This window comes from Bacillus cereus group sp. BfR-BA-01524, from assembly GCF_022662595.1.
GTDB classification, from domain to species: domain Bacteria; phylum Bacillota; class Bacilli; order Bacillales; family Bacillaceae_G; genus Bacillus_A; species Bacillus_A thuringiensis_S.
In genome coordinates, this window is record NZ_JAKUDW010000007.1 from 84,838 (window position 1) to 103,317 (window position 18,480).

Below are 18,480 nucleotides of genomic sequence, written 5' to 3' on the forward strand. Positions count from 1 at the left end.
ACAACCTGACAAAAAGCCAATCCAATGGATTGGCTTTTGAAGTTTATATATAAAATAAAGTTATTTATTTTCCTCTTTTTGAACATATACATAAGCATCTTTCTGCTCTTTATGTATATCAACCTTCGAATTCTCTGCAAGTTGACCCGCATTTAGCAAAGAAAAAATAATCAACGCTTCTAGTGACATTTCGTTTTACCACTCCTTTCTAATTGTTATACGTTTATCATACCGCTTACATGTGATTTCCGTATGAACTCGAAAAGGAGATTAAAACAAAAAAGCTTTGAGGAATTTCCTCAAAGCTTTTTATTTATTAGTAACGAATTAAGAAATATTTCTTCTTACCGCGGCGAATGATTGTGAATTTACCTTCGATGCGGTCGTTTTCTGTTACAACGTAGTCTAATGCTTGTGTACGCTCACCGTTTACGTAGATTGCGCCGTTCGTTACATCTTCACGTGCTTGACGTTTTGATGGAGAGATTTTGCTTTCTACAAGTAAGTCGATTAATACTGTATCTTCTGCAGTACGTTCTACAGATGGTACGTCTTTGAATCCTTGCTCGATTTCGTTTGCAGTTAGTTCTGCTACAGAACCGCTGAATAGTGCAGCTGAAATTTTAATCGCTTGCTCTAATGCTTCTTCGCCGTGAACAAGTTTTGTCATTTCAGAACCTAATGCTTTTTGTGCTGCACGTTTTTCTGGTGCTTCAGCTACTTGCTTTTCAAGCTCAAGAATTTCTTCATGAGATAAGAATGTGAAGTATTTTAAGTATTTAACAACGTCGCGGTCATCTGTGTTAATCCAGAATTGGTAGAACTCGTAAGGAGTTGTTTTCTCTGGGTCTAACCAAATTGCGCCGCCTTCTGTTTTACCAAACTTCGTACCGTCAGATTTCGTAACTAGTGGAATTGTTAAACCGAATGCTTTCGCATCTTCTTCTGATTTACGGATTAATTCCAGACCAGCTGTAATGTTACCCCATTGGTCACTACCACCGATTTGCAAGCGGCAATTATGGTTTTGGTATAAGTTTAAGAAGTCGTATGATTGTAAAATCATGTAACTAAACTCAGTGAATGAAATACCAGTATCTAAACGAGAGGCTACTGTATCTTTTGCTAACATATAGTTTAAACCGAAGTTTTTACCGATATCACGTAAGAATGAAATAACATCTAAGTTACCAAGCCAATCATAGTTATTAGCCATCGTTGCTGGGTTGTCCACGTTTTCGAACTCTAAGAAGTTTGAAAGTTGGTTTTTAATGCTTTCTGTGTAGTAAGCAACTGTATCTTTCGTGTTTAATGTACGCTCTGCTTTTTTACCACTTGGGTCACCGATCATACCAGTACCACCGCCAACAAGTGCGATTGGTTGGTGACCAGCTAATTGGAAACGACGTAACATTAATACTGGTAACATATGACCGATGTGTAAGCTATCCGCTGTCGGGTCGAAACCACAGTATAATTTAACGCTTTCTTTTTCTAATAATTGCTCAAGGCCCTCAGCATCTGTTTGCTGATTAATTAGACCGCGAAATTCAAGATCTTGTAAAATACCCATATCCTACATACTCTCCTTTAAGTTCATTACTGGCGTGAAGGTTGAAAACATAAAAAAATCGCCCCTTCAAATAAGGGACGATTTTGATTATCGCGTTACCACCCTAGTTGCAGGCAAAAAAAGCCTACCACCTTATTTACATAACGGCTTAGCACCGTCTTTTCCCTTTTGAATACAATTCAATCGAAAAAAGATGCTCTAGGGGCGTAATTCGCGATCATCTATGTGCTGATTTCCACCGACCATCAGCTCTCTAAAACAGGGAAATGATCACTACTTCTCCCTTTCCACGCTCAATTATTCATATACTTTTCTTTATACCATCATTTATATAGGCGTGTCAAATAGAGGTCGGGTTTCTCCCCTTGCCAATTCTTTATAACGTCGCAAAGAATATCGTAATGAGAGAAAGAATTGGAACACCGACTAATAGTGAGGTATGAAAAACAATGGATAAATCATTCCCAATCGTCGCCTCCACAGGATCTTTCGCCGGGGAACCAAGAAACCCGATTAATCGATCGAATCGACTTACCGTTTTTGGAAAGTCTGGTATTTCTACATGATCACTATCTAAATGTTGCTTTAACTTATATTCACTCTTAAAGGGATTTTCGCTCAATTTCGTCCACCTCCAGCAATTGTTTCAATTTCTTTATTCCATTATGAAGTCTCGATTTCACTGTTCCAATCGGAATGTTTAATATTTCTGCAATTTCTTTTTGCTGCATATCATGATAATAAGAAAGGATTAGGACCGCTCTTTGCTCTTCTGGAACTTTCAAAATTGCTTCTCTTACTGTGAGCCGATCTTCGTGAGAAAATTCTTTTTCCGGAATCGGCACTAAAAATGGCAAAAGCGTACGCCACTTTTTTCTCCTATTTAATTTATTAATCATAAGGCGATAACCAATTTGAAATAAATACGTTTTTATTTTGCCCTTTTCAGGTTCATACATATGTTTCTTACGCTCTAGCGTCAAAAACGTATCTTGCACGAGGTCGATACTCAATTGTTCATCTCGGTTAAATCGATATAAAAATGTGTATAGCGCTGGTTTGATTAAAATATATAGTCTTTCTCCCGCTTGTTTATCTCCACTTTGATACGCAAGCATGAGCTCCTCCTCAATCCCAATCTGCGCCATGATTTTTGATCTCCTTTATTCCTTTTAACGTTAATGAAATACGGGAAATTAAATAGCAACTAGCAACAATAATCCATACTTGCGATTGATTCGTAAAAAATTGAACATACGGGTTTTGAATTGTCTGTCCGGTTGAAACTAAAATATTTAATACTTGCACACATATACATGCATACACTGCCAGACAAGCTGAAATCGTATCAAATACATTCCAGCGAAAGTACACTTTTGTTTTTGTAAAATCAATTTTATATCCTTTTTTCCGTACTATATGTTTTCTATCAAACGGAATAATGATTGAAAACATAACAATCATCATAACGCCAGCTGTAATCATTGAAACTTTAAATCCGATTGGCATCGGTAATAGCAAACCACAAGAAAATACGACTATAATTCCAAGTAAAGCAAAAACAAGAAGTAATTTATTAGACATAAAAAAGCCTCCCTTATCTATTGTTTCATAAATGTATACAGACGAGGAAGGCACTTCGTTCACATATTATTTTATTTTTTAATAATCTTTGCAGGATTCCCACCAACTACTACATTATCCGGTACATCTTTTGTTACGACGGCGCCAGATGCGATAACAGCATTGTCTCCAATTGTGACACCTGGATTAATAATCGCTCTCCCGCCAATCCATACGTTATCGCCAATTGTAACTGGTTTTCCGTATTCTGATCCGCTTATACGCTCAATTGGATTGAGTGGGTGCGTTGCTGTATAAATGTGAACACCTGGAGCTAACATACAATTCACTCCGATTGTCACCGGGCATACGTCTAAAATGGTACAGTCAAAGTTCGCGTAAAAATTTTCGCCAACGTGAATGTTATAACCGTAATCACATCTAAAAGAAGATTCAAGATGAATGTTATCTCCAGTCGTTCCAAATAATTCTTTTACGATTTCGCTACGCTCTTTTAATTGCTCTTCTGGCGTATCATTTAATTTTCTCGTTAATATACGTGCTTGCTCTCTTTCTTGTACTAAAACTGGATCAGCCGGTATGTACATTTCTCCTAGTATCATCTTTTCTTTTTCTGTTTTCATCATACTACCCCCATTAACTTATATATATAAGTTAATGATAACATAAAAAAGGCCTGAACATTTTTCGTTCAGACCTTCCTCTCTTAATCTTCCATCGTTGATAAGTCACCTGTTGGTAAATTCAGCTCCCACGCTTTTAATACGCGGCGCATAATTTTACCACTTCTCGTTTTCGGTAATTTATCTCTAAATTCAATTTGTCGTGGCGCTGCATGAGCTGCTAGGCCTTTCTTTACAAATTGACGAATTTCTTCTTTTAATTCATCAGATGGTTCGTATCCTGCTCGAAGTGCGATAAATGCTTTAATAATTTCGCCACGCACTGGATCAGGAATACCAATTACACCTGCTTCTGCAACAGCAGCATGCTCGATTAATTTACTTTCTACTTCAAACGGACCAACACGCTCACCTGACGTCATAATTACATCGTCAATACGTCCTTGGAACCAGAAGTATCCATCTTCATCCATATAGGCAGAGTCACCTGATACGTACCAATCTCCCGGCATGAAATAAGATTCATACTTTTGCTGGTTATTCCAGATTGCACGCATCATAGATGGCCAACCTTTCGCAATTGCTAAGTTACCCATTGTGTATGGAGGCACTTCATTTCCTTCATTATCAACAATCGCTGCTTTTACACCTGGAATTGGTTTACCCATTGAACCTGGACGGATTTCCATACAAGGGTAGTTACAAATAACTTGTCCACCTGTTTCTGTCATCCACCACGTATCATGAATACGAAGTCCAAATGCATTCATACCCCAGCGAATTACTTCTGGATTTAACGGCTCACCAACGCTTAATACGTGACGAACTTGTGATAAGTCATATTTTTTAATTGCGTCTTGTCCAGCTCCCATTAACATACGGAACGCTGTCGGTGCACTATACCAAACTGTTACACCGTAATCTTGCAGTGCTTCATACCAAGCTTCCGGACTAAATCGCCCACCTAAAATAACATTTGACGCTCCAACTAACCACGGTGCGAAAATACCGTAAGCAGTTCCAGTTACCCAGCCCGGGTCAGCTGTGCACCAATATACGTCATCTTCTTTTAAATCTAATACCCATTTCGCCGTTTGATAGTGCTGAACCATTGCATTTTGCGCATGAAGCACACCTTTTGGCTTACCAGTAGAACCAGACGTATAGTGAAGAATTAAACCATCTTCACGGCCTAACCATTCAATATGTAATTCTTTTGAAGCTTGTTCAAATAAAGGATTGAACGCTACCGTTTTACCGCCTTCTTCTACATTATCTCCAACAAGAAAAACTGTTTTTAAAGCAGGTAAATCATTTAATGGTACACGCTCTAATAACTCAGGCGTTGTAATTAACACCTTCGCTTCACTATCTTCTAAACGATCGCGAACCGCACCTTCCATAAATGCTTCAAATAACGGTCCAACAATTGCTCCTAATTTCACTGCACCTAAAAGTGCGAAATATAATTCTGGAGAACGTGGCATAAAAATAAAAACGCGATCGCCTTTTTCTACATCGCCATAATTTTTCAGGACATTTCCTGCTTTATTAGAAAAATCCTTCATTTCCTTAAATGTATATTTCTCTTTTCGCGATCCATCTTGATAATAAAGAGCTACTTTATTCTTTCGATCGGATTTCGCATGCTTATCAATTGCCTCATACGCCATATTTACTCGGCCTGTTTCATTCCAAGTAAAGTTTTTATTAACCTCTTCCCAGTTAAAATTCGCGTATGCCTCATCATAATTCGGCAAATTATTTTCTCCTTTAATGACAGGAAGCGTTTCTACTTTCATACTTTACATCCCCCTCCTATGTATTCTATTATCTATTATAATGATATTATTTAAAATTTTCAGTATATTTGTTGATTTTTAGACAAATTTTTAATGACAAAATTCGATTCACATCGCATATATTATAAAGTACGATATTAATAGATTCACAAACCCTCAAGGTGGTGAGCAATACATTGATTCATAAAAAAATATACAATGCTAGAAACTTAAAAACAGCGAAAGGCACTTTAATTATTGAAGGTCCTGTCTCTACACATAATCTTGAAATGTATGAATTCCATCCAGACTTAATTGCGTTTCGTCCTGCCGAGCAACAATATAAAGCAATTGTCGAAATTTCTAAATTACCAGAAGCTCGTCTCATTATTGCTAGACATGACCAAACAATTGTTGGATATGTTACATACTTGTATCCTGATCCACTTGAACGATGGTCAGAAGGAAAAATGGAAAACTTAATTGAGCTTGGGGCAATTGAAGTAGTCCCAGCCTTCCGCGGGAGTTCTGTCGGAAAGAACTTACTAGAGGTTTCTATGATGGACGATTATATGGAAGATTACATTATATTGACGACTGAATATTATTGGCACTGGGATTTGAAACAAACAGGATTGAATGTGTGGGAATACCGAAAAGTAATGGAAAAGATGATGAATGCCGGCGGGTTACAATGGATGGCTACAGACGATCCTGAAATTTGTTCACATCCCGCCAACTGTTTAATGGTCCGCATCGGTAAACGCGTTGATACGGATTCTATTCAAGCTTTTGATCGTCTACGTTTTCACAATCGTTTTATGTATTAATAAAGGGGGCAACTGGAATGATTGTAGAAGAAATTATGAATCAAAATGTAGTTACACTACATCCAAACGATACAATCGAAACAGCAATCCGAACGATTCGCACGAAAGGCATTCGGCACATTCCAATTGTCGATCAAAATAATCACGTCGTAGGCATTATTTCTGATCGGGATGTAAGAGATGCAAGTCCGTCTATTCTAGATGAACAAGTTTCACTCGATATGCTACAGCAACCGCTTGAACTTATTATGAAACATCCTGTTATGACTTGCCATCCTCTCGATTTCGTTGAGGAAATTGCTACTTTATTTTTTGAAAATAAAATTGGCTGTCTTCCTGTTACAAAGGCTGGAAAGTTAGTTGGAATCATTTCTGAATCTACAGTACTGCACACGTTAGTGAAATTAACAGGGGCACATCAACCAAGTTCACAAATTGAAATTCAAGTAAAAAACGAACCTGGTATTCTTGGAAAAGTCGTTGCTATTTTTAGTGACTTACAAATAAATATCGTGAGCGTTCTCGTCTACCCAGCAAAAGATGAGAATGATAAAGTACTCGTTTTCCGCATTCAAACGATGAATCCTCTAAAAGTGATTGATGCACTTGAAGCAGAAGGCTACCGCGTATTATGGCCGAACATCATGGGGATGCAATCATGAGTAGCGCGTTTATTTATTCGGATGACTTTCGGGGCTATTCATTTAGCCCTGATCATCCTTTTAACCAACTGCGCGTCACACTTACGTATGATTTATTACAAAAGGGCGGTTTCATCTCTCCTTCCCAAATCATCTCACCACGGATGGCTACAGATGAAGAAATTGCCTACGTTCATACAGAGGAGTACATAAATGCGGTAAAACGTGCTGGAGAAGGAAAGTTAGAAAAATCAATTGCGATGACATATGGACTTGGAACAGAAGATACACCGATGTTCCCAAATATGCACGAAGCAAGCGCATTGCTCGTTGGTGGTACATTAACAGCTGTCGATGCTGTTCTTTCCGGAAAAGTAAAACACGCGCTTAACTTAGGAGGCGGCTTACATCATGGCTTCCGTGGTAAAGCATCTGGCTTTTGTATTTATAACGACAGTTCTATCGCAATGAAATATATTCAAAAGAAATACGGTTTACGCGTCTTATATATTGATACAGACGCTCATCACGGTGATGGTGTTCAGTGGTCTTTTTACGACGATCCTAACGTATGCACTATTTCATTACATGAAACTGGGCGTTATTTATTCCCTGGAACTGGCGCTGTAAATGAACGCGGACAAGGCAATGGCTATAGTTATTCTTTCAACGTTCCACTCGATGCTTTTACAGAAGATGAATCGTTCTTAGAGTCATATCGAACTGTTGTAAAAGAAGTTGCAGCATACTTTAAACCGGATATTATTTTAACGCAAAATGGTGCTGACGCACATTACTACGACCCACTTACACACCTTTGTGCGACCATGAATATTTACCGCGAAATACCGAAGCTCGCTCGTGAAATTGCTAATGAATATTGCGACGGTCGCTGGATCGCTGTCGGCGGTGGCGGCTATGACCATTGGCGTGTCGTACCAAGAGCTTGGGCGCTCATTTGGCTCGAAATGAACAACATCCAAAACATCTCAGGTTATCTCCCTCCAGAATGGATTGAAGCTTGGAAAGGACAAGCAGAAACAGAACTTCCCCTCACATGGGAAGATCCAGACAACATGTATAAACCTATCCCCCGTAAACCAGAAATTGAAGAAAAAAATGCATTAACTGTAGCGAAATCCCTTGAAATCATTCGGAATAATATGACAAAATCTTTGTACTAAACGAAAAGGAGGCTCGTTTTTGAATAGCCTCCTTTTATTTATTGTCGGTTTCTGTCGGTAAGTCGATATATTTTAATAATCGCTGATATATTTTTAACTGTATACTTCATTCCTGCGAATGAGAAAATGATCAAAAAAACCTACCAATAACTCGGCAGGTTTCCTACACATTAAAACGATAACCAGCTCCCCACACGGTTTCAATATATTGCGGGTGGGCAGGATCTCTTTCAATTTTTTCACGTAGCTTTCTAATGTGGACGACAACAGTGGCTAAATCACCAGCGGAATCTAATCCCCAAATGCGTTCAAATAACTGTTCTTTATTTAATACTTGGTTTGGATGTGTGACAAAGAATGTTAATAAATCAAATTCCTTCGTTGTAAATGCCACTTCTTCATTGTTTATAAAAACTTTCCTCGCTCGTTGATCGATAGAAATTCCGTGAATATATAACGTATCACGTTGCTTACTTACATTTCCTGATAATCTTTCATAACGGGCAATATGTGCTTTTACTCTTGCAACTAATTCGCTTGGACTAAACGGTTTCGTTATATAATCATCCGCTCCTAATCCGAGTCCGCGAATTTTATCTATATCTTCTTTTTTTGCTGAAACAAGTAAAATCGGAATATCTTTTACAGCACGTATTTGTTTACAAATTTCGAATCCGTTCATTTTCGGGAGCATAATATCTAAAATAATTAAATCATAGTCTTCTTGCAGGGCTATTTGTAAACCTGTTTCTCCTGAATGCTCTACATCAACTTGGAAATCATTAATTTCTAAATAATCTCGCTGTAATTCTGCAATACTTACTTCATCTTCTATTAGTAAAATTCTTTTCAATTTACTCACCACATTCCTCTACTTTTTCCAATGAGAAGAAAATGCTTGTGCCTTTACCAAGCTCGCTTTCCGCCCAAATTCCCCCGCCATGTTCTTCAACAATTTGCTTCGCTATTGCTAAACCAAGTCCACTTCCACCTGTGCTAGAATTCCGCGATTGTTCTGCACGATAAAAACGTTCAAAGATATACGGTAGCGTATTAGATTCTATACCTGATCCATTGTCCATCACTTTCACAATAACTTTATTGTTATCACTCGATACTGTTACAGTAATTTTCTTCTCTTCTTTATCCATGTACTTCACACTATTATGAATTAAATTTGATATAACTCTATTTATCTTTTCGCAATCGGCCGTTACATATAATAGCGATGAATGTAATTGTAAGTTAACTTCTATACCTTCTTCACTTAAATCCATCTGCATCTCTTCTATTAATTCTTGCATAAACGTATTTAATTCAACTGTCTCAAATTGGAATGGAACTCGATTCAAATCGAGCTTCGAAAACAAAAAGAGCTCATCAATGAGTGTGTCCATATGTTTTGCCTTCGTATGAATTGTCGTTAAATACTTATCCATTTTTTCTGGCGTATTTGCTACCCCATCCTTTATTCCCTCTACATATCCGATAATAGATGTAATCGGTGTTTTTAAATCATGCGATATGTTTGAAATAAGTTCTTTTCGATTTTCTTCATACTGCGTTTGTACTTCAATCGATTCTTTTAACTTCTTCCTCATTTCCTCAAACCCTTGATTTAATTGACCTATTTCATCGTGCGATGTAACTGGCATTTGAAAATCTAAATTTCCTTCTTTAATTTTCTCTGTTGCGCCTTTCAATACAAAAATTGGTTTTATTACACTTCTTGAAACGAGATAACTTAATAACCCAATGAGTAAAATGGCTAGTAGTAAAAGCGATACGAATAAGATTGGAAATAATTTTTGTGTAAGATCTACAAATGAACTTTGCTTTTTTAGTACAAATATACTCCCTTCTTCTTTCTCTGGAAAATAAAAATCAAATTTTACATATCGATAAAATGTATCGCCTAGTTCCGTTGTACCACGACTATTAATATTTGCCGCTTCAAATTTCGGAAGGGCTTCTGTTAAAGTCGAACTTTCAAAACCCTTTGTAGCATAAGAAATGTTTTCTCCCTTTCTTACAATTATTTTCACGCCTTCTTTTTCAATCGATGAAACGAACGATTCATCTAATAATTGAGATTGATGTTGCTTTGCCGCTAATTTTAATTCAAGATAGGCATTCTCTTCTTCTGGTGTAAGCGGCTTTTGAATGTAAGAACTTTTATAGAAATTTTTCACTGCTTCCAAGTCACCTGTTATCGAAAAAACAATTAAAAATCCCGCGACTAATATGAGCGTAATAGAAACGAGAATTACAGCAATATAAGAAAATAAAAACCTTGTTTTAATAGACATATCTTAAATCCTCACTTTATCAAACCTTATTATTTATAAGCATAAAAATATATGTTCAATTACTCAAGCGATTTTATAGTAATTTTAGCGTCAGTTTATAAAAATTTAATGTTCCTATTTTACAGTTGAAATTAGGAGGTTGAAATTCCATGTTCAAAAAAACATTCAGTATGATATGTTGCGTAATTTTTTTACAAGGATGCTCGCAAGAACAAGAAGTAAAAAAGGAGATGATAAACATGGAGACTGCACTACTAGCAGCTACTGAAAAAAATGAAACGAATACTATTATATCTTTACTAAAACAAGGCGCAAATATAAATGCGACGGATAATCAAGGACGCACTCCGCTTATGATTGCAACATACAAAAATGATGTAAAAACCGCAAAAACGCTTATCGAAGCTGGTGCTGAGGTAAACATCCAAGATGACATGAAAAACAATCCCTTTCTATACGCCGGCGCGGAAGGTTACTTAGACATTTTAAAGCTAATAATTGATGCTGGTGCAGATCCTACGATTACAAATCGTTACGGTGGAACAGCTCTTATCCCAGCCTCAGAACATGGCTATATTGACGTTATAAAAGAACTCCTCACTCGAACAAATATTGATGTAAATCATGTAAATAACCTCGGATGGACAGCTTTAATGGAAGCCATCGTACTAAGTAACGGAAACGAAACACAGCAACAAGTCATTCGCCTTCTTATTGAGCACGGTGCAGATGTAAATATTACAGACAATGATGGTGTTACCCCGTTAGAGCATGCTCGCGCTCATCACTTTGAAGAGATAGAGAAGATTTTGTTAGAAGGACGTAAGTAAAAAGTTATTTTTTGCCTTCCTCCCCCACCCTATGCTACATTTAAGCCGTTACATTAATATTAATAGGGTGGGAATAAAAATGAACAAACCTAAAATTGGGATGATTGGACTTGGAAGTATTGCGCAAAAGGCCTATCTTCCAACACTTACAAAAGAAACAGATTGGAATTTTGTAGGGGCGTTTACACCTAACGCGGAGAAAAGAAAACAAGTTTGCCAGCAATACCGGATTCAAGACTTTCATTCTATTGAAATGTTAGCTTCAGAATGCGATGCAATCTTCGTTCATAGTTCAACTGCATCGCATTATGAAATCGTTTCTGAACTTCTGAAAAAAGGAATCGACGTTTATGTTGATAAACCGCTAGCAGCTGCAGTGGAACAAGCTGAGCAACTAGTCGAGTTGAGCGAGAAGTATAACCGAAAATTAATGGTCGGATTTAATCGCAGATTCGTTCCTATGTATGTCGCTGCCAAAGAACAGGCTAATGATATTTCATGGATTCGAATTGAAAAGCATCGTACAAATAAAGTCGGGCCATATACGTACGACTTCACTATGTTAGATGATTATTTACACATTGTAGATACTGCTCGCTGGTTAGCTAATGATGACCTTAACGTCGTCCACAATATGATGCAAATCAATGAAAAGAATGAACTTCTTTACGGACATCATACATATACAACTCCAAGTGGACTGTTACTTTCTACTGCAATGCATCGCCATGCCGGTACAAATTTAGAACAAATTGAACTTGTAACGCCAGGGAAAATCATTCGCGTAAAAAATATGAATACATTTGAAATTGAACAGGAAAACTCAGTTTCACAAAGTGGTTCCCCATCATGGGATACAACGTTAAAACAACGTGGTTTTGAAGATGCTGTTCATCATTTTATTGAGTGTGTACACGGAGATACAAAGCCTGTTGTAGATGGATTAGAAGGATTAAAAACGCAGCAAATGCTACAATCTTTACTAGATGATGTAAACAAAAATTAAAACGGATACATTTTTCAGAATTTACTTTCATTCCCATTTCCTCTTTATTTCTCTCGTAAATTTCTATAGAATATGTTGATAGGAATTATAAATTTCATAATGAATCGTGGAAAGGATGGGATTAACACATGTGGAACGAGTTTAAAAAGTTTGCTTTCAAAGGGAATGTAATCGATTTAGCTGTCGGGGTTGTAATCGGTGCTGCATTCGGTAAAATCGTTAGTTCTTTAGTAAAAGATATCATCACACCATTACTTGGTATGGTATTAGGTGGCGTTGACTTTACAGATTTAAAAATTACATTCGGTAAATCATCTATTATGTATGGTAACTTCATCCAAACTATTTTTGATTTCTTAATTATTGCAGCTGCTATCTTTATGTTTGTTAAAGTTTTCAACAAACTAACATCTAAAAGAGAAGAAGAAAAAGAGGAAGAACTTCCAGAACCAACAAAAGAAGAAGAACTTCTTGGCGAAATTCGCGACTTATTAAAGCAACAAAATTCTTCTAAAGATAGAGCATAATTGAACGGATAAAAAGGCATGTCCCAAGGGGCATGCCTTTTCTATATGCTATAACGTTTCCGAATTCATATGAATAAATAAAATAATACCAGCAACCATAAGTACCATAATGCTACCTGCAAATAGTGTAATACCAATAAACATTAAACTCGTGCTCATATCTACTGATACACTTTCAATAAAAATAGAAATTACATACGTGATAAGGGCAATTCCTGCAAGAATACTTCCTGGAACAAATCGCTTTAAGCCATTTTGTTTTAACGTCATATATGCAAAAATAGCAGTCATACAAAGCGTAATTATCCAAAGAACGATCATCTCTTCTCCCCCCTCACAAGCCTTTTCTTCTATTATACATGACATTGCCCTATAATAGTTAAATTTGCACTTATGTGACATATAACAAGGAATCATACAATCTATAGAGAAATATTCCAAATAAGCGATATACTAGGGAGGATTTCAATTGGAAGATAATATTGTAGGATACTTTAAACAAGTAGAGCGATATGATTATATTACAATTGACTTAGACAAAAAGTTTTTTTACATGGAAGTTGTACAAATAGAAACAAATTTAACTTTGCTAAAAGTATCACTTAACTTAGACAAAGATGAAACTATTATTACTGGCAATGTGAAACAATATGATCCTTCTAGGTTAGAACAATTAATACAAAGCTTTAAACGCACTGCCCAAACATGCCTTGAACATAATTTACGAAGTCCTGAAGAACTTTTTGCATTTTGGAAAGGAAATTGACCACTAGGAAAATATGGATATTTTTCATATAAATTGATATAATTACCATATACAAATATTCTTTGTAAGGGAGTGTTCATAATGATTTGGATTTCACTAATCGTATTAGCTTATTTCATCATTCTCGTCCCAATACAGTACAACTACATTAAAATGCTCAAAGAAAAACAGAAAAAAATGAGTGTCTCACAAAACGAACTATATGACAACATGTCTTATGAAGAATCCCAAGTACATTACCATTATCAAAGTAACGTATTTACAATACCTGCTTCGCTTGTCGCAAGTATGATTTATAAAGTGAAACATGCAGCATAATATGTACGCTGTAAAATTATTGTTTGAGTCTGTTCATTCTGGTCAACCTGATCCTACGAAAATTGATGAGCATTATGAAGAGAATCACGATACACTTTTTGAAGAAAGTATTATTCTTGTTAAAGCAAACAGTTTAGAAGAAGCTCATGAACTAGGTGAAAAGATAGCTATACAATCGGAGCACACATACGATAATATGTATGATGAGCAAATCACATGGACGTTCCGAAAAGTGTTACATGTGTTTGAATTAGACGATACGCCATTTGAAACTGGAAAAGAATTGTACGCAAGATTTTTACACGTTAAGAAAAATGAAACTGTAGATACAGTAATTGAAAAATATTATCCTGAATATGAATAAAAGCTCACAGCAATCGCTGTGAGCTTTTTTATACTTACTTCGTTGAATCTCTAAATTGGATACGGTGAGGTAAGATGACAGTGTGATCTTCCACTTTTTCTTTGTTCATATACTTTGTTAATAGACGCATTGCTACTGCACCGATATCATACATCGGTTGTACAACTGTTGAAAGTTGCGGACGAACCATTAATGCAAGGCGTGTATTATCGAAACCAAGTACTTCTACATCAGTTGGTACGTTTAATCCAGCGTCTTGTGCTGCATGGATTACACCTAGTGCCATTTCATCAGAAGATACGAAGATTGCTGTTGGCTTTTCATCATTGCTCCAAAGCTTTTCGAATGCTTCGATACCTGAGTCATATGTGTAATCTCCATCGATTACAAGATTTTCATCATATGAAATACCTTCTTCTTCTAAAGCTTTTTTATAACCTTGTAACTTCTTCGCGCTTCCCGCTTTATCAATGAATGGACCAGAGACGAAACCGATACGCTTATGTCCTTGCTCAATAAAGTGCTTCATTGCATCGTAAGCTGCTTGTGTATAATCAATATTTACTGATGGCGTTTCATTTTGCTCATCGAATGACGCTGCTAATACAATTGGTACTGGAGATTTTTTAAATTCTTCAATGTGAATGTCTGTAATATCTTCACCCATGAAAACAATTCCGTCCACTTGTTTTCCAAGCATCGTATTTAATAAATGGAACTCTTTCTCTTTGTTTTGGTCAGAGTTACTTAAAATGATGTTATATTTGTACATTGTTGCGATATCTTCAATTCCACGTGCAAGTTCTGCATAAAACGTATTTGAGATATCAGGAATAATAACACCTACTGTAGTTGTCTTCTTACTTGCTAGTCCACGTGCTACCGCATTTGGGCGGTATCCTAAACGATCAATTGCTTCTAATACTTTCTTTCTTGTTGTAGGCTTTACATTTGGGTTACCGTTCACAACGCGTGATACGGTAGCCATTGAAACGTTCGCTTCGCGCGCTACATCATAGATTGTTACGTTCATCTCATCGCACACTCCTTCTATTTTTGTTATCTATTTTTATGTATCGGTTACTTGAATGAAAAAAAGACATCAACTCTATTTGCAGATGCCACCAATCGTCCCGAGTTCTTCCTTTTACTAATGATACGATAAAAACGCAGGCTCATACAATATTTTCCCGCAAAAGTTTCGAAAAAATTCGCTTCTTTTCTCGTATTTTCGTATTTTTTATGAAAAAAGAGCATTTTTTGTAAAAAAATAGATGTTTCCTAAGTAGAAATCTTATTTTAAGCGGTACGATAGTAAATGAAATTTATATCGACGATTTTTCGAATATATGAACCGTAACTCGAAATATATCAGCGATTTTCCAAATATATCTACCACAACTCTAATTATATCAGCGCTTTTTTAAATATATCAACTTACCAACAAAAATCGACAATGACAGTCTCTATACAGATGCCCCAAAACGCCTTATTGGAACAGCTCATTAAAAGTTTTTATAATTTGCTTCCAAATAATTTTAATTCATTCATAAAATCATTGAACTGCGGAATATTCATTTGCTGCGCCGCATCTGATAAAGCTACAGCGGGATTTGGATGTACTTCAGCCATAATTGCGTCTGCACCAATTGCCATCGCTGCTTTTGCAGTTGATAAGAGAAGGTCACGTCGCCCTGTAGAATGCGTTACATCGACAACAACAGGTAAATGTGTTTCTTTCTTTAAAATCGGTACAGCGGAAATATCAAGCGTCTTACGCGTCACTCTTTCATACGTGCGAATACCTCGTTCACATAAAATAATGTTCCCATTTCCCTTTGCCATAATATATTCTGCCGCATTAATGAATTCTTCAATCGTTGCTGATAGACCACGTTTTAATAATACTGGTTTATTTACAGCACCGGCTGCCCTTAGCAAATCAAAGTTTTGCATATTGCGAGCTCCAATTTGAATAACATCAACGTAATCTAATGACATCTCAATATCATTTGGATTTAAAATTTCACTAATAACAGCCAAATCATATTCATCTGCTACTCGGCGTAAAATTTGTAATCCTGCTAATCCAAGACCTTGAAAATCATACGGTGAAGTATGTGGCTTGAACGCACCACCACGCATTAATTTCAACAATCGTATCTTCTATTTTTTTCTTACAAGACACAAGTAGTGCTTTACGATGATCTTCTTCTTGTAACTCTAAACCAGCTTGAAAAATTTGTTTGAAAATATGTTGTAAAGTCGAAGTTTCAAATGGACCATTATTATTCTCTACAATTAAATCCAGCATATTTCTTTCACGTACAGGATCAAAACGTTTCACACCTTATACTTCTTTTAAAGTACCAACTTCTTGTACGAGACGACCTCTTTCGTTTAGTAACTCTAATATTTGTAAATTAAGTTGATCAATTTCAGAACGTAAACGACCTAGTTGTTGTGATGTCATAAGAAAACCACCTCTTTCAAATTCCTATATATTATTTTTTTAAGATAACTTATCATAGCTGATACATATACGATTGTCACACGATATACAGCAATGAATTACCATCAAAAAACGTTGTATATTTTCATTTAAAATAAAAAAAAGACAGTTTACATACTGTCTTTTTTACAAGAAGGAAACAAACGGTTTATCACTGTTTTTCTCTTTTATAATAACGGCCTCAATTTTACTCTCGGACTTAATCTGTAATTGTACTTTCGCATCTTTAGGCAATTTGTCCAACATACCTTGAGCAGCCAATTGGGTAAGAGCCATTAATTCTGTTTTACCGTTATATTTAATAACAATATTCATATTTAATGTATCCATTTGATCTTTCTTATAAGAAACTTTTGCGTTGACTGGAATAAAATCTCCAGTAGAAAAACCTTTTATTTCCTTAGCAAAGTTAGTTATTTTTGTATTATCTTCTCCATGTGCTTGTGTAAATTCATCAGAAGGATATGAATACGACTTTTCATCAATTGTACTCCAATTTCCAAGGTTCGTATCATTCTTTTGAACAGTAGCACTAGCGATATACGTACCATTTTTTAAAGAACTAGTACTTTCTTGCTTAAAGATAGCAAACGTAATTGGAGATTTGTTATATTTATCATTTTTGTTAATAGCTTCAATAAGTTGTTTAGCAACTTCAGATCCTTTAGACATAGCTTCTTCATTAGATACACTTGAAGACATAGCTAGGCCAATCATAACACCAGATAAACTTAATTCATTTGAATTCTGTTTTCCGAAATAGTCTTGTTCTATAATATTCGTCAAAACTGGCGCTTCTACTTTCGCAACTAGTTCATCAATTAGTTTCTCTGGAATATACTGATTTAATTGCAGTACGTGACTCTCTGTATCAAATTGCTGCGTTGCAATATTTATTAAACCATTTTCATACTCTGCTAAATCTAATTTAGAATTTGTTTTTATATTAGCTGTATTTATAACCTTTTGTTCTTTTAAAGGAATAACAGTTCTATAATAATCTTTAGAAACAGCAGTTCTCGGAATCATACTTTTTTCTTTTGTATCTTTTTGTATAACTTCATCCTTCTTACTAATCGTATTACTATTGTTACTACAAGCTCCCAGTAATAAACTTACGACTGCGAAGGATAATGCCATTTTCTTCATTACTTAAAACCTACTTTCAACAATCTAGTTATTTAGTTTGAACTATTAATAGTGTACCACTAAATATATTTCAACAAAAACAAAAAAAAGAAGCAAGCACCTTTAGCTTGCTTCTTTTTACTTTATATTCTCTTCTAAAGCATCTTTTTTAATATTCCAATGAGACGTATTCCATACTACCATCCCATCTTTTATGTATAGCACTTGCGGTGATTCATGTCTAATACTGTATTGTTCTGCAACACGATTTGACACATCTCTCGCATCTTGTACGTATAAGTAATACGCTGGCACTTCTCTTTCTTCACTGCAATACGCTTGAAATTCTGTGTATGCACCGTGACTAATCGGGCATGTCGTACTATGTTTAAAAAGAACATACGGCTCATTCTTTTCTACTAAGACTTCAAGCTCTTCAATTGTTTCAAGCTTTGTCATATTCATCACGATTCACCTCTCATACGAAATCTAGAGCGCTTCTCT

At 35.9% G+C, this 18,480-nt stretch carries 22 protein-coding genes, 1 pseudogene and 1 other annotated feature; of the genes and pseudogenes, 9 read left to right on the forward strand and 14 right to left on the reverse strand.

Features of this window, described 5'->3' with window-relative positions; all coding sequences use genetic code 11:
* Positions 1–60: 60 nt before the first annotated feature.
* The 7 genes from MR170_RS03990 to acsA form a co-directional block, all read right to left on the reverse strand.
* Positions 61–189 (reverse strand): hypothetical protein, encoded by a 129-nt coding sequence (locus MR170_RS03990; protein ID WP_000050940.1) that lies wholly within the window; start codon positions 187–189, stop codon positions 61–63.
* A gap of 127 nt (positions 190–316) precedes the next feature.
* Positions 317–1,573, reverse strand: a complete 1,257-nt coding sequence (tyrS, locus tag MR170_RS03995) for a tyrosine--tRNA ligase (RefSeq protein WP_000512074.1) — start codon at positions 1,571–1,573, stop codon at positions 317–319.
* Positions 1,574–1,643: 70 nt separating this feature from the next.
* Positions 1,644–1,872: a binding site (T-box leader), on the reverse strand.
* A 77-nt stretch (positions 1,873–1,949) separates the two neighbouring features.
* Positions 1,950–2,195 carry a hypothetical protein gene (locus tag MR170_RS04000; protein ID WP_242307293.1) on the reverse strand — a complete coding sequence of 82 codons (246 nt, stop codon included), beginning with the start codon at positions 2,193–2,195 and terminating at the stop codon, positions 1,950–1,952.
* A complete protein-coding gene (locus tag MR170_RS04005; RefSeq protein WP_043935393.1) occupies positions 2,176–2,721 on the reverse strand; it encodes an RNA polymerase sigma factor in 546 nt (181 codons plus the stop codon). The genes MR170_RS04000 and MR170_RS04005 overlap by 20 nt, the downstream gene beginning before the upstream one ends.
* Positions 2,702–3,157, reverse strand: a complete 456-nt coding sequence (locus tag MR170_RS04010; protein ID WP_242307294.1) for a hypothetical protein — start codon at positions 3,155–3,157, stop codon at positions 2,702–2,704. Before MR170_RS04010 ends, MR170_RS04005 begins: the two co-directional genes overlap by 20 nt.
* A 71-nt stretch (positions 3,158–3,228) precedes the next feature.
* Positions 3,229–3,783 (reverse strand): maltose acetyltransferase domain-containing protein, encoded by a 555-nt coding sequence (locus MR170_RS04015; RefSeq protein WP_276575547.1) that lies wholly within the window; start codon positions 3,781–3,783, stop codon positions 3,229–3,231.
* Between the two features lie 80 nt (positions 3,784–3,863).
* A complete protein-coding gene (acsA, locus tag MR170_RS04020) occupies positions 3,864–5,582 on the reverse strand; it encodes an acetate--CoA ligase (protein ID WP_000862047.1) in 1,719 nt (572 codons plus the stop codon).
* A gap of 176 nt (positions 5,583–5,758) precedes the next feature.
* Here acsA and acuA point away from each other — a divergent pair, with 176 nt between their 5' ends.
* From acuA to acuC, 3 genes are read left to right on the forward strand one after another with little or no spacing between them, the layout of a single operon-like run.
* Positions 5,759–6,391, forward strand: coding sequence for an acetoin utilization protein acetyltransferase AcuA (gene acuA, locus MR170_RS04025; RefSeq protein WP_000581388.1), 633 nt, complete (start codon positions 5,759–5,761; stop codon positions 6,389–6,391).
* Between the two features lie 17 nt (positions 6,392–6,408).
* Positions 6,409–7,053 carry an acetoin utilization AcuB family protein gene (locus tag MR170_RS04030; protein WP_016080058.1) on the forward strand — a complete coding sequence of 215 codons (645 nt, stop codon included), beginning with the start codon at positions 6,409–6,411 and terminating at the stop codon, positions 7,051–7,053.
* On the forward strand, positions 7,050–8,216 hold the full coding sequence (gene acuC, locus MR170_RS04035; protein ID WP_000092823.1) for an acetoin utilization protein AcuC: 1,167 nt from the start codon (positions 7,050–7,052) through the stop codon (positions 8,214–8,216). The genes MR170_RS04030 and acuC overlap by 4 nt, the downstream gene beginning before the upstream one ends.
* 163 nt (positions 8,217–8,379) lie before the next feature.
* Here the strand turns inward: acuC and MR170_RS04040 are convergent, their stop codons facing one another.
* Together MR170_RS04040 and MR170_RS04045 are read right to left on the reverse strand one after the other, a co-directional pair.
* Positions 8,380–9,069 (reverse strand): response regulator transcription factor, encoded by a 690-nt coding sequence (locus tag MR170_RS04040; protein ID WP_003280338.1) that lies wholly within the window; start codon positions 9,067–9,069, stop codon positions 8,380–8,382.
* Between the two features lies 1 nt (position 9,070).
* Positions 9,071–10,525, reverse strand: a complete 1,455-nt coding sequence (locus MR170_RS04045; RefSeq protein WP_242307296.1) for a HAMP domain-containing sensor histidine kinase — start codon at positions 10,523–10,525, stop codon at positions 9,071–9,073.
* A gap of 149 nt (positions 10,526–10,674) precedes the next feature.
* Between MR170_RS04045 and MR170_RS04050 the strand changes: the two genes are divergently transcribed.
* The 3 genes from MR170_RS04050 to mscL all read left to right on the forward strand — a co-directional run bounded on the left by MR170_RS04050 (position 10,675) and on the right by mscL (position 12,888).
* A complete protein-coding gene (locus MR170_RS04050; RefSeq protein ID WP_242307297.1) occupies positions 10,675–11,355 on the forward strand; it encodes an ankyrin repeat domain-containing protein in 681 nt (226 codons plus the stop codon).
* 79 nt (positions 11,356–11,434) lie between these two features.
* A complete protein-coding gene (locus MR170_RS04055; protein ID WP_242307303.1) occupies positions 11,435–12,361 on the forward strand; it encodes a Gfo/Idh/MocA family protein in 927 nt (308 codons plus the stop codon).
* A 128-nt stretch (positions 12,362–12,489) separates the two neighbouring features.
* Entirely contained in the window at positions 12,490–12,888 is a 399-nt protein-coding gene (gene mscL / locus MR170_RS04060) for a large-conductance mechanosensitive channel protein MscL (RefSeq protein ID WP_000267003.1), read from the forward strand.
* Positions 12,889–12,936: 48 nt separating this feature from the next.
* Here mscL and MR170_RS04065 read toward each other — a convergent pair whose 3' ends face one another.
* Entirely contained in the window at positions 12,937–13,209 is a 273-nt protein-coding gene (locus tag MR170_RS04065; protein ID WP_000636589.1) for a DUF3917 domain-containing protein, read from the reverse strand.
* 148 nt (positions 13,210–13,357) lie between these two features.
* Here MR170_RS04065 and dhp61 point away from each other — a divergent pair, with 148 nt between their 5' ends.
* The 3 genes from dhp61 to MR170_RS04080 all read left to right on the forward strand — a co-directional run bounded on the left by dhp61 (position 13,358) and on the right by MR170_RS04080 (position 14,336).
* On the forward strand, positions 13,358–13,654 hold the full coding sequence (gene dhp61, locus MR170_RS04070; RefSeq protein WP_043935384.1) for a protein Dhp61: 297 nt from the start codon (positions 13,358–13,360) through the stop codon (positions 13,652–13,654).
* Between the two features lie 81 nt (positions 13,655–13,735).
* Positions 13,736–13,972, forward strand: a complete 237-nt coding sequence (locus MR170_RS04075; RefSeq protein WP_043935383.1) for a DUF3949 domain-containing protein — start codon at positions 13,736–13,738, stop codon at positions 13,970–13,972.
* 1 nt (position 13,973) lies between these two features.
* Complete coding sequence (locus MR170_RS04080; protein WP_242307305.1) at positions 13,974–14,336, forward strand: DUF4288 domain-containing protein; 363 nt, start codon at positions 13,974–13,976, stop codon at positions 14,334–14,336.
* A 34-nt stretch (positions 14,337–14,370) separates the two neighbouring features.
* On the opposite strand, the gene ccpA is transcribed toward MR170_RS04080, so the two are convergent.
* The 4 genes and pseudogenes from ccpA to ytxJ all read right to left on the reverse strand — a co-directional run bounded on the left by ccpA (position 14,371) and on the right by ytxJ (position 18,441).
* Positions 14,371–15,369 carry a catabolite control protein A gene (gene ccpA, locus MR170_RS04085; RefSeq protein WP_001103303.1) on the reverse strand — a complete coding sequence of 333 codons (999 nt, stop codon included), beginning with the start codon at positions 15,367–15,369 and terminating at the stop codon, positions 14,371–14,373.
* A gap of 482 nt (positions 15,370–15,851) precedes the next feature.
* Positions 15,852–16,809, reverse strand: a pseudogene (locus MR170_RS04090) (bifunctional 3-deoxy-7-phosphoheptulonate synthase/chorismate mutase).
* A 165-nt stretch (positions 16,810–16,974) separates the two neighbouring features.
* Complete coding sequence (locus tag MR170_RS04095) at positions 16,975–17,997, reverse strand: CamS family sex pheromone protein (protein ID WP_016080048.1); 1,023 nt, start codon at positions 17,995–17,997, stop codon at positions 16,975–16,977.
* Positions 17,998–18,114: 117 nt separating this feature from the next.
* Positions 18,115–18,441 carry a bacillithiol system redox-active protein YtxJ gene (gene ytxJ, locus MR170_RS04100; RefSeq protein ID WP_001057469.1) on the reverse strand — a complete coding sequence of 109 codons (327 nt, stop codon included), beginning with the start codon at positions 18,439–18,441 and terminating at the stop codon, positions 18,115–18,117.
* Positions 18,442–18,480: the final 39 nt, after the last annotated feature.

Excerpts from the sequence above, each read along its gene's own strand:
- MR170_RS03990 (WP_000050940.1), bottom strand. The coding sequence starts at position 189 with ATGTCACTAGAAGCGTTGATTATTTTTTCTTTGCTAAATGCGGGTCAA.
- tyrS (WP_000512074.1), bottom strand. The coding sequence starts at position 1,573 with ATGGGTATTTTACAAGATCTTGAATTTCGCGGTCTAATTAATCAGCAA.
- MR170_RS04005 (WP_043935393.1), bottom strand. The coding sequence starts at position 2,721 with ATGGCGCAGATTGGGATTGAGGAGGAGCTCATGCTTGCGTATCAAAGT.
- MR170_RS04010 (WP_242307294.1), bottom strand. The coding sequence starts at position 3,157 with ATGTCTAATAAATTACTTCTTGTTTTTGCTTTACTTGGAATTATAGTC.
- MR170_RS04015 (WP_276575547.1), bottom strand. The coding sequence starts at position 3,783 with ATGATGAAAACAGAAAAAGAAAAGATGATACTAGGAGAAATGTACATA.
- acsA (WP_000862047.1), bottom strand. The coding sequence starts at position 5,582 with ATGAAAGTAGAAACGCTTCCTGTCATTAAAGGAGAAAATAATTTGCCG.
- MR170_RS04030 (WP_016080058.1), top strand. The coding sequence starts at position 6,409 with ATGATTGTAGAAGAAATTATGAATCAAAATGTAGTTACACTACATCCA.
- acuC (WP_000092823.1), top strand. The coding sequence starts at position 7,050 with ATGAGTAGCGCGTTTATTTATTCGGATGACTTTCGGGGCTATTCATTT.
- MR170_RS04045 (WP_242307296.1), bottom strand. The coding sequence starts at position 10,525 with ATGTCTATTAAAACAAGGTTTTTATTTTCTTATATTGCTGTAATTCTC.
- MR170_RS04050 (WP_242307297.1), top strand. The coding sequence starts at position 10,675 with ATGTTCAAAAAAACATTCAGTATGATATGTTGCGTAATTTTTTTACAA.
- MR170_RS04055 (WP_242307303.1), top strand. The coding sequence starts at position 11,435 with ATGAACAAACCTAAAATTGGGATGATTGGACTTGGAAGTATTGCGCAA.
- mscL (WP_000267003.1), top strand. The coding sequence starts at position 12,490 with ATGTGGAACGAGTTTAAAAAGTTTGCTTTCAAAGGGAATGTAATCGAT.
- MR170_RS04065 (WP_000636589.1), bottom strand. The coding sequence starts at position 13,209 with ATGATCGTTCTTTGGATAATTACGCTTTGTATGACTGCTATTTTTGCA.
- MR170_RS04075 (WP_043935383.1), top strand. The coding sequence starts at position 13,736 with ATGATTTGGATTTCACTAATCGTATTAGCTTATTTCATCATTCTCGTC.
- MR170_RS04080 (WP_242307305.1), top strand. The coding sequence starts at position 13,974 with ATGTACGCTGTAAAATTATTGTTTGAGTCTGTTCATTCTGGTCAACCT.
- ccpA (WP_001103303.1), bottom strand. The coding sequence starts at position 15,369 with ATGAACGTAACAATCTATGATGTAGCGCGCGAAGCGAACGTTTCAATG.
- MR170_RS04095 (WP_016080048.1), bottom strand. The coding sequence starts at position 17,997 with ATGAAGAAAATGGCATTATCCTTCGCAGTCGTAAGTTTATTACTGGGA.
- ytxJ (WP_001057469.1), bottom strand. The coding sequence starts at position 18,441 with ATGAATATGACAAAGCTTGAAACAATTGAAGAGCTTGAAGTCTTAGTA.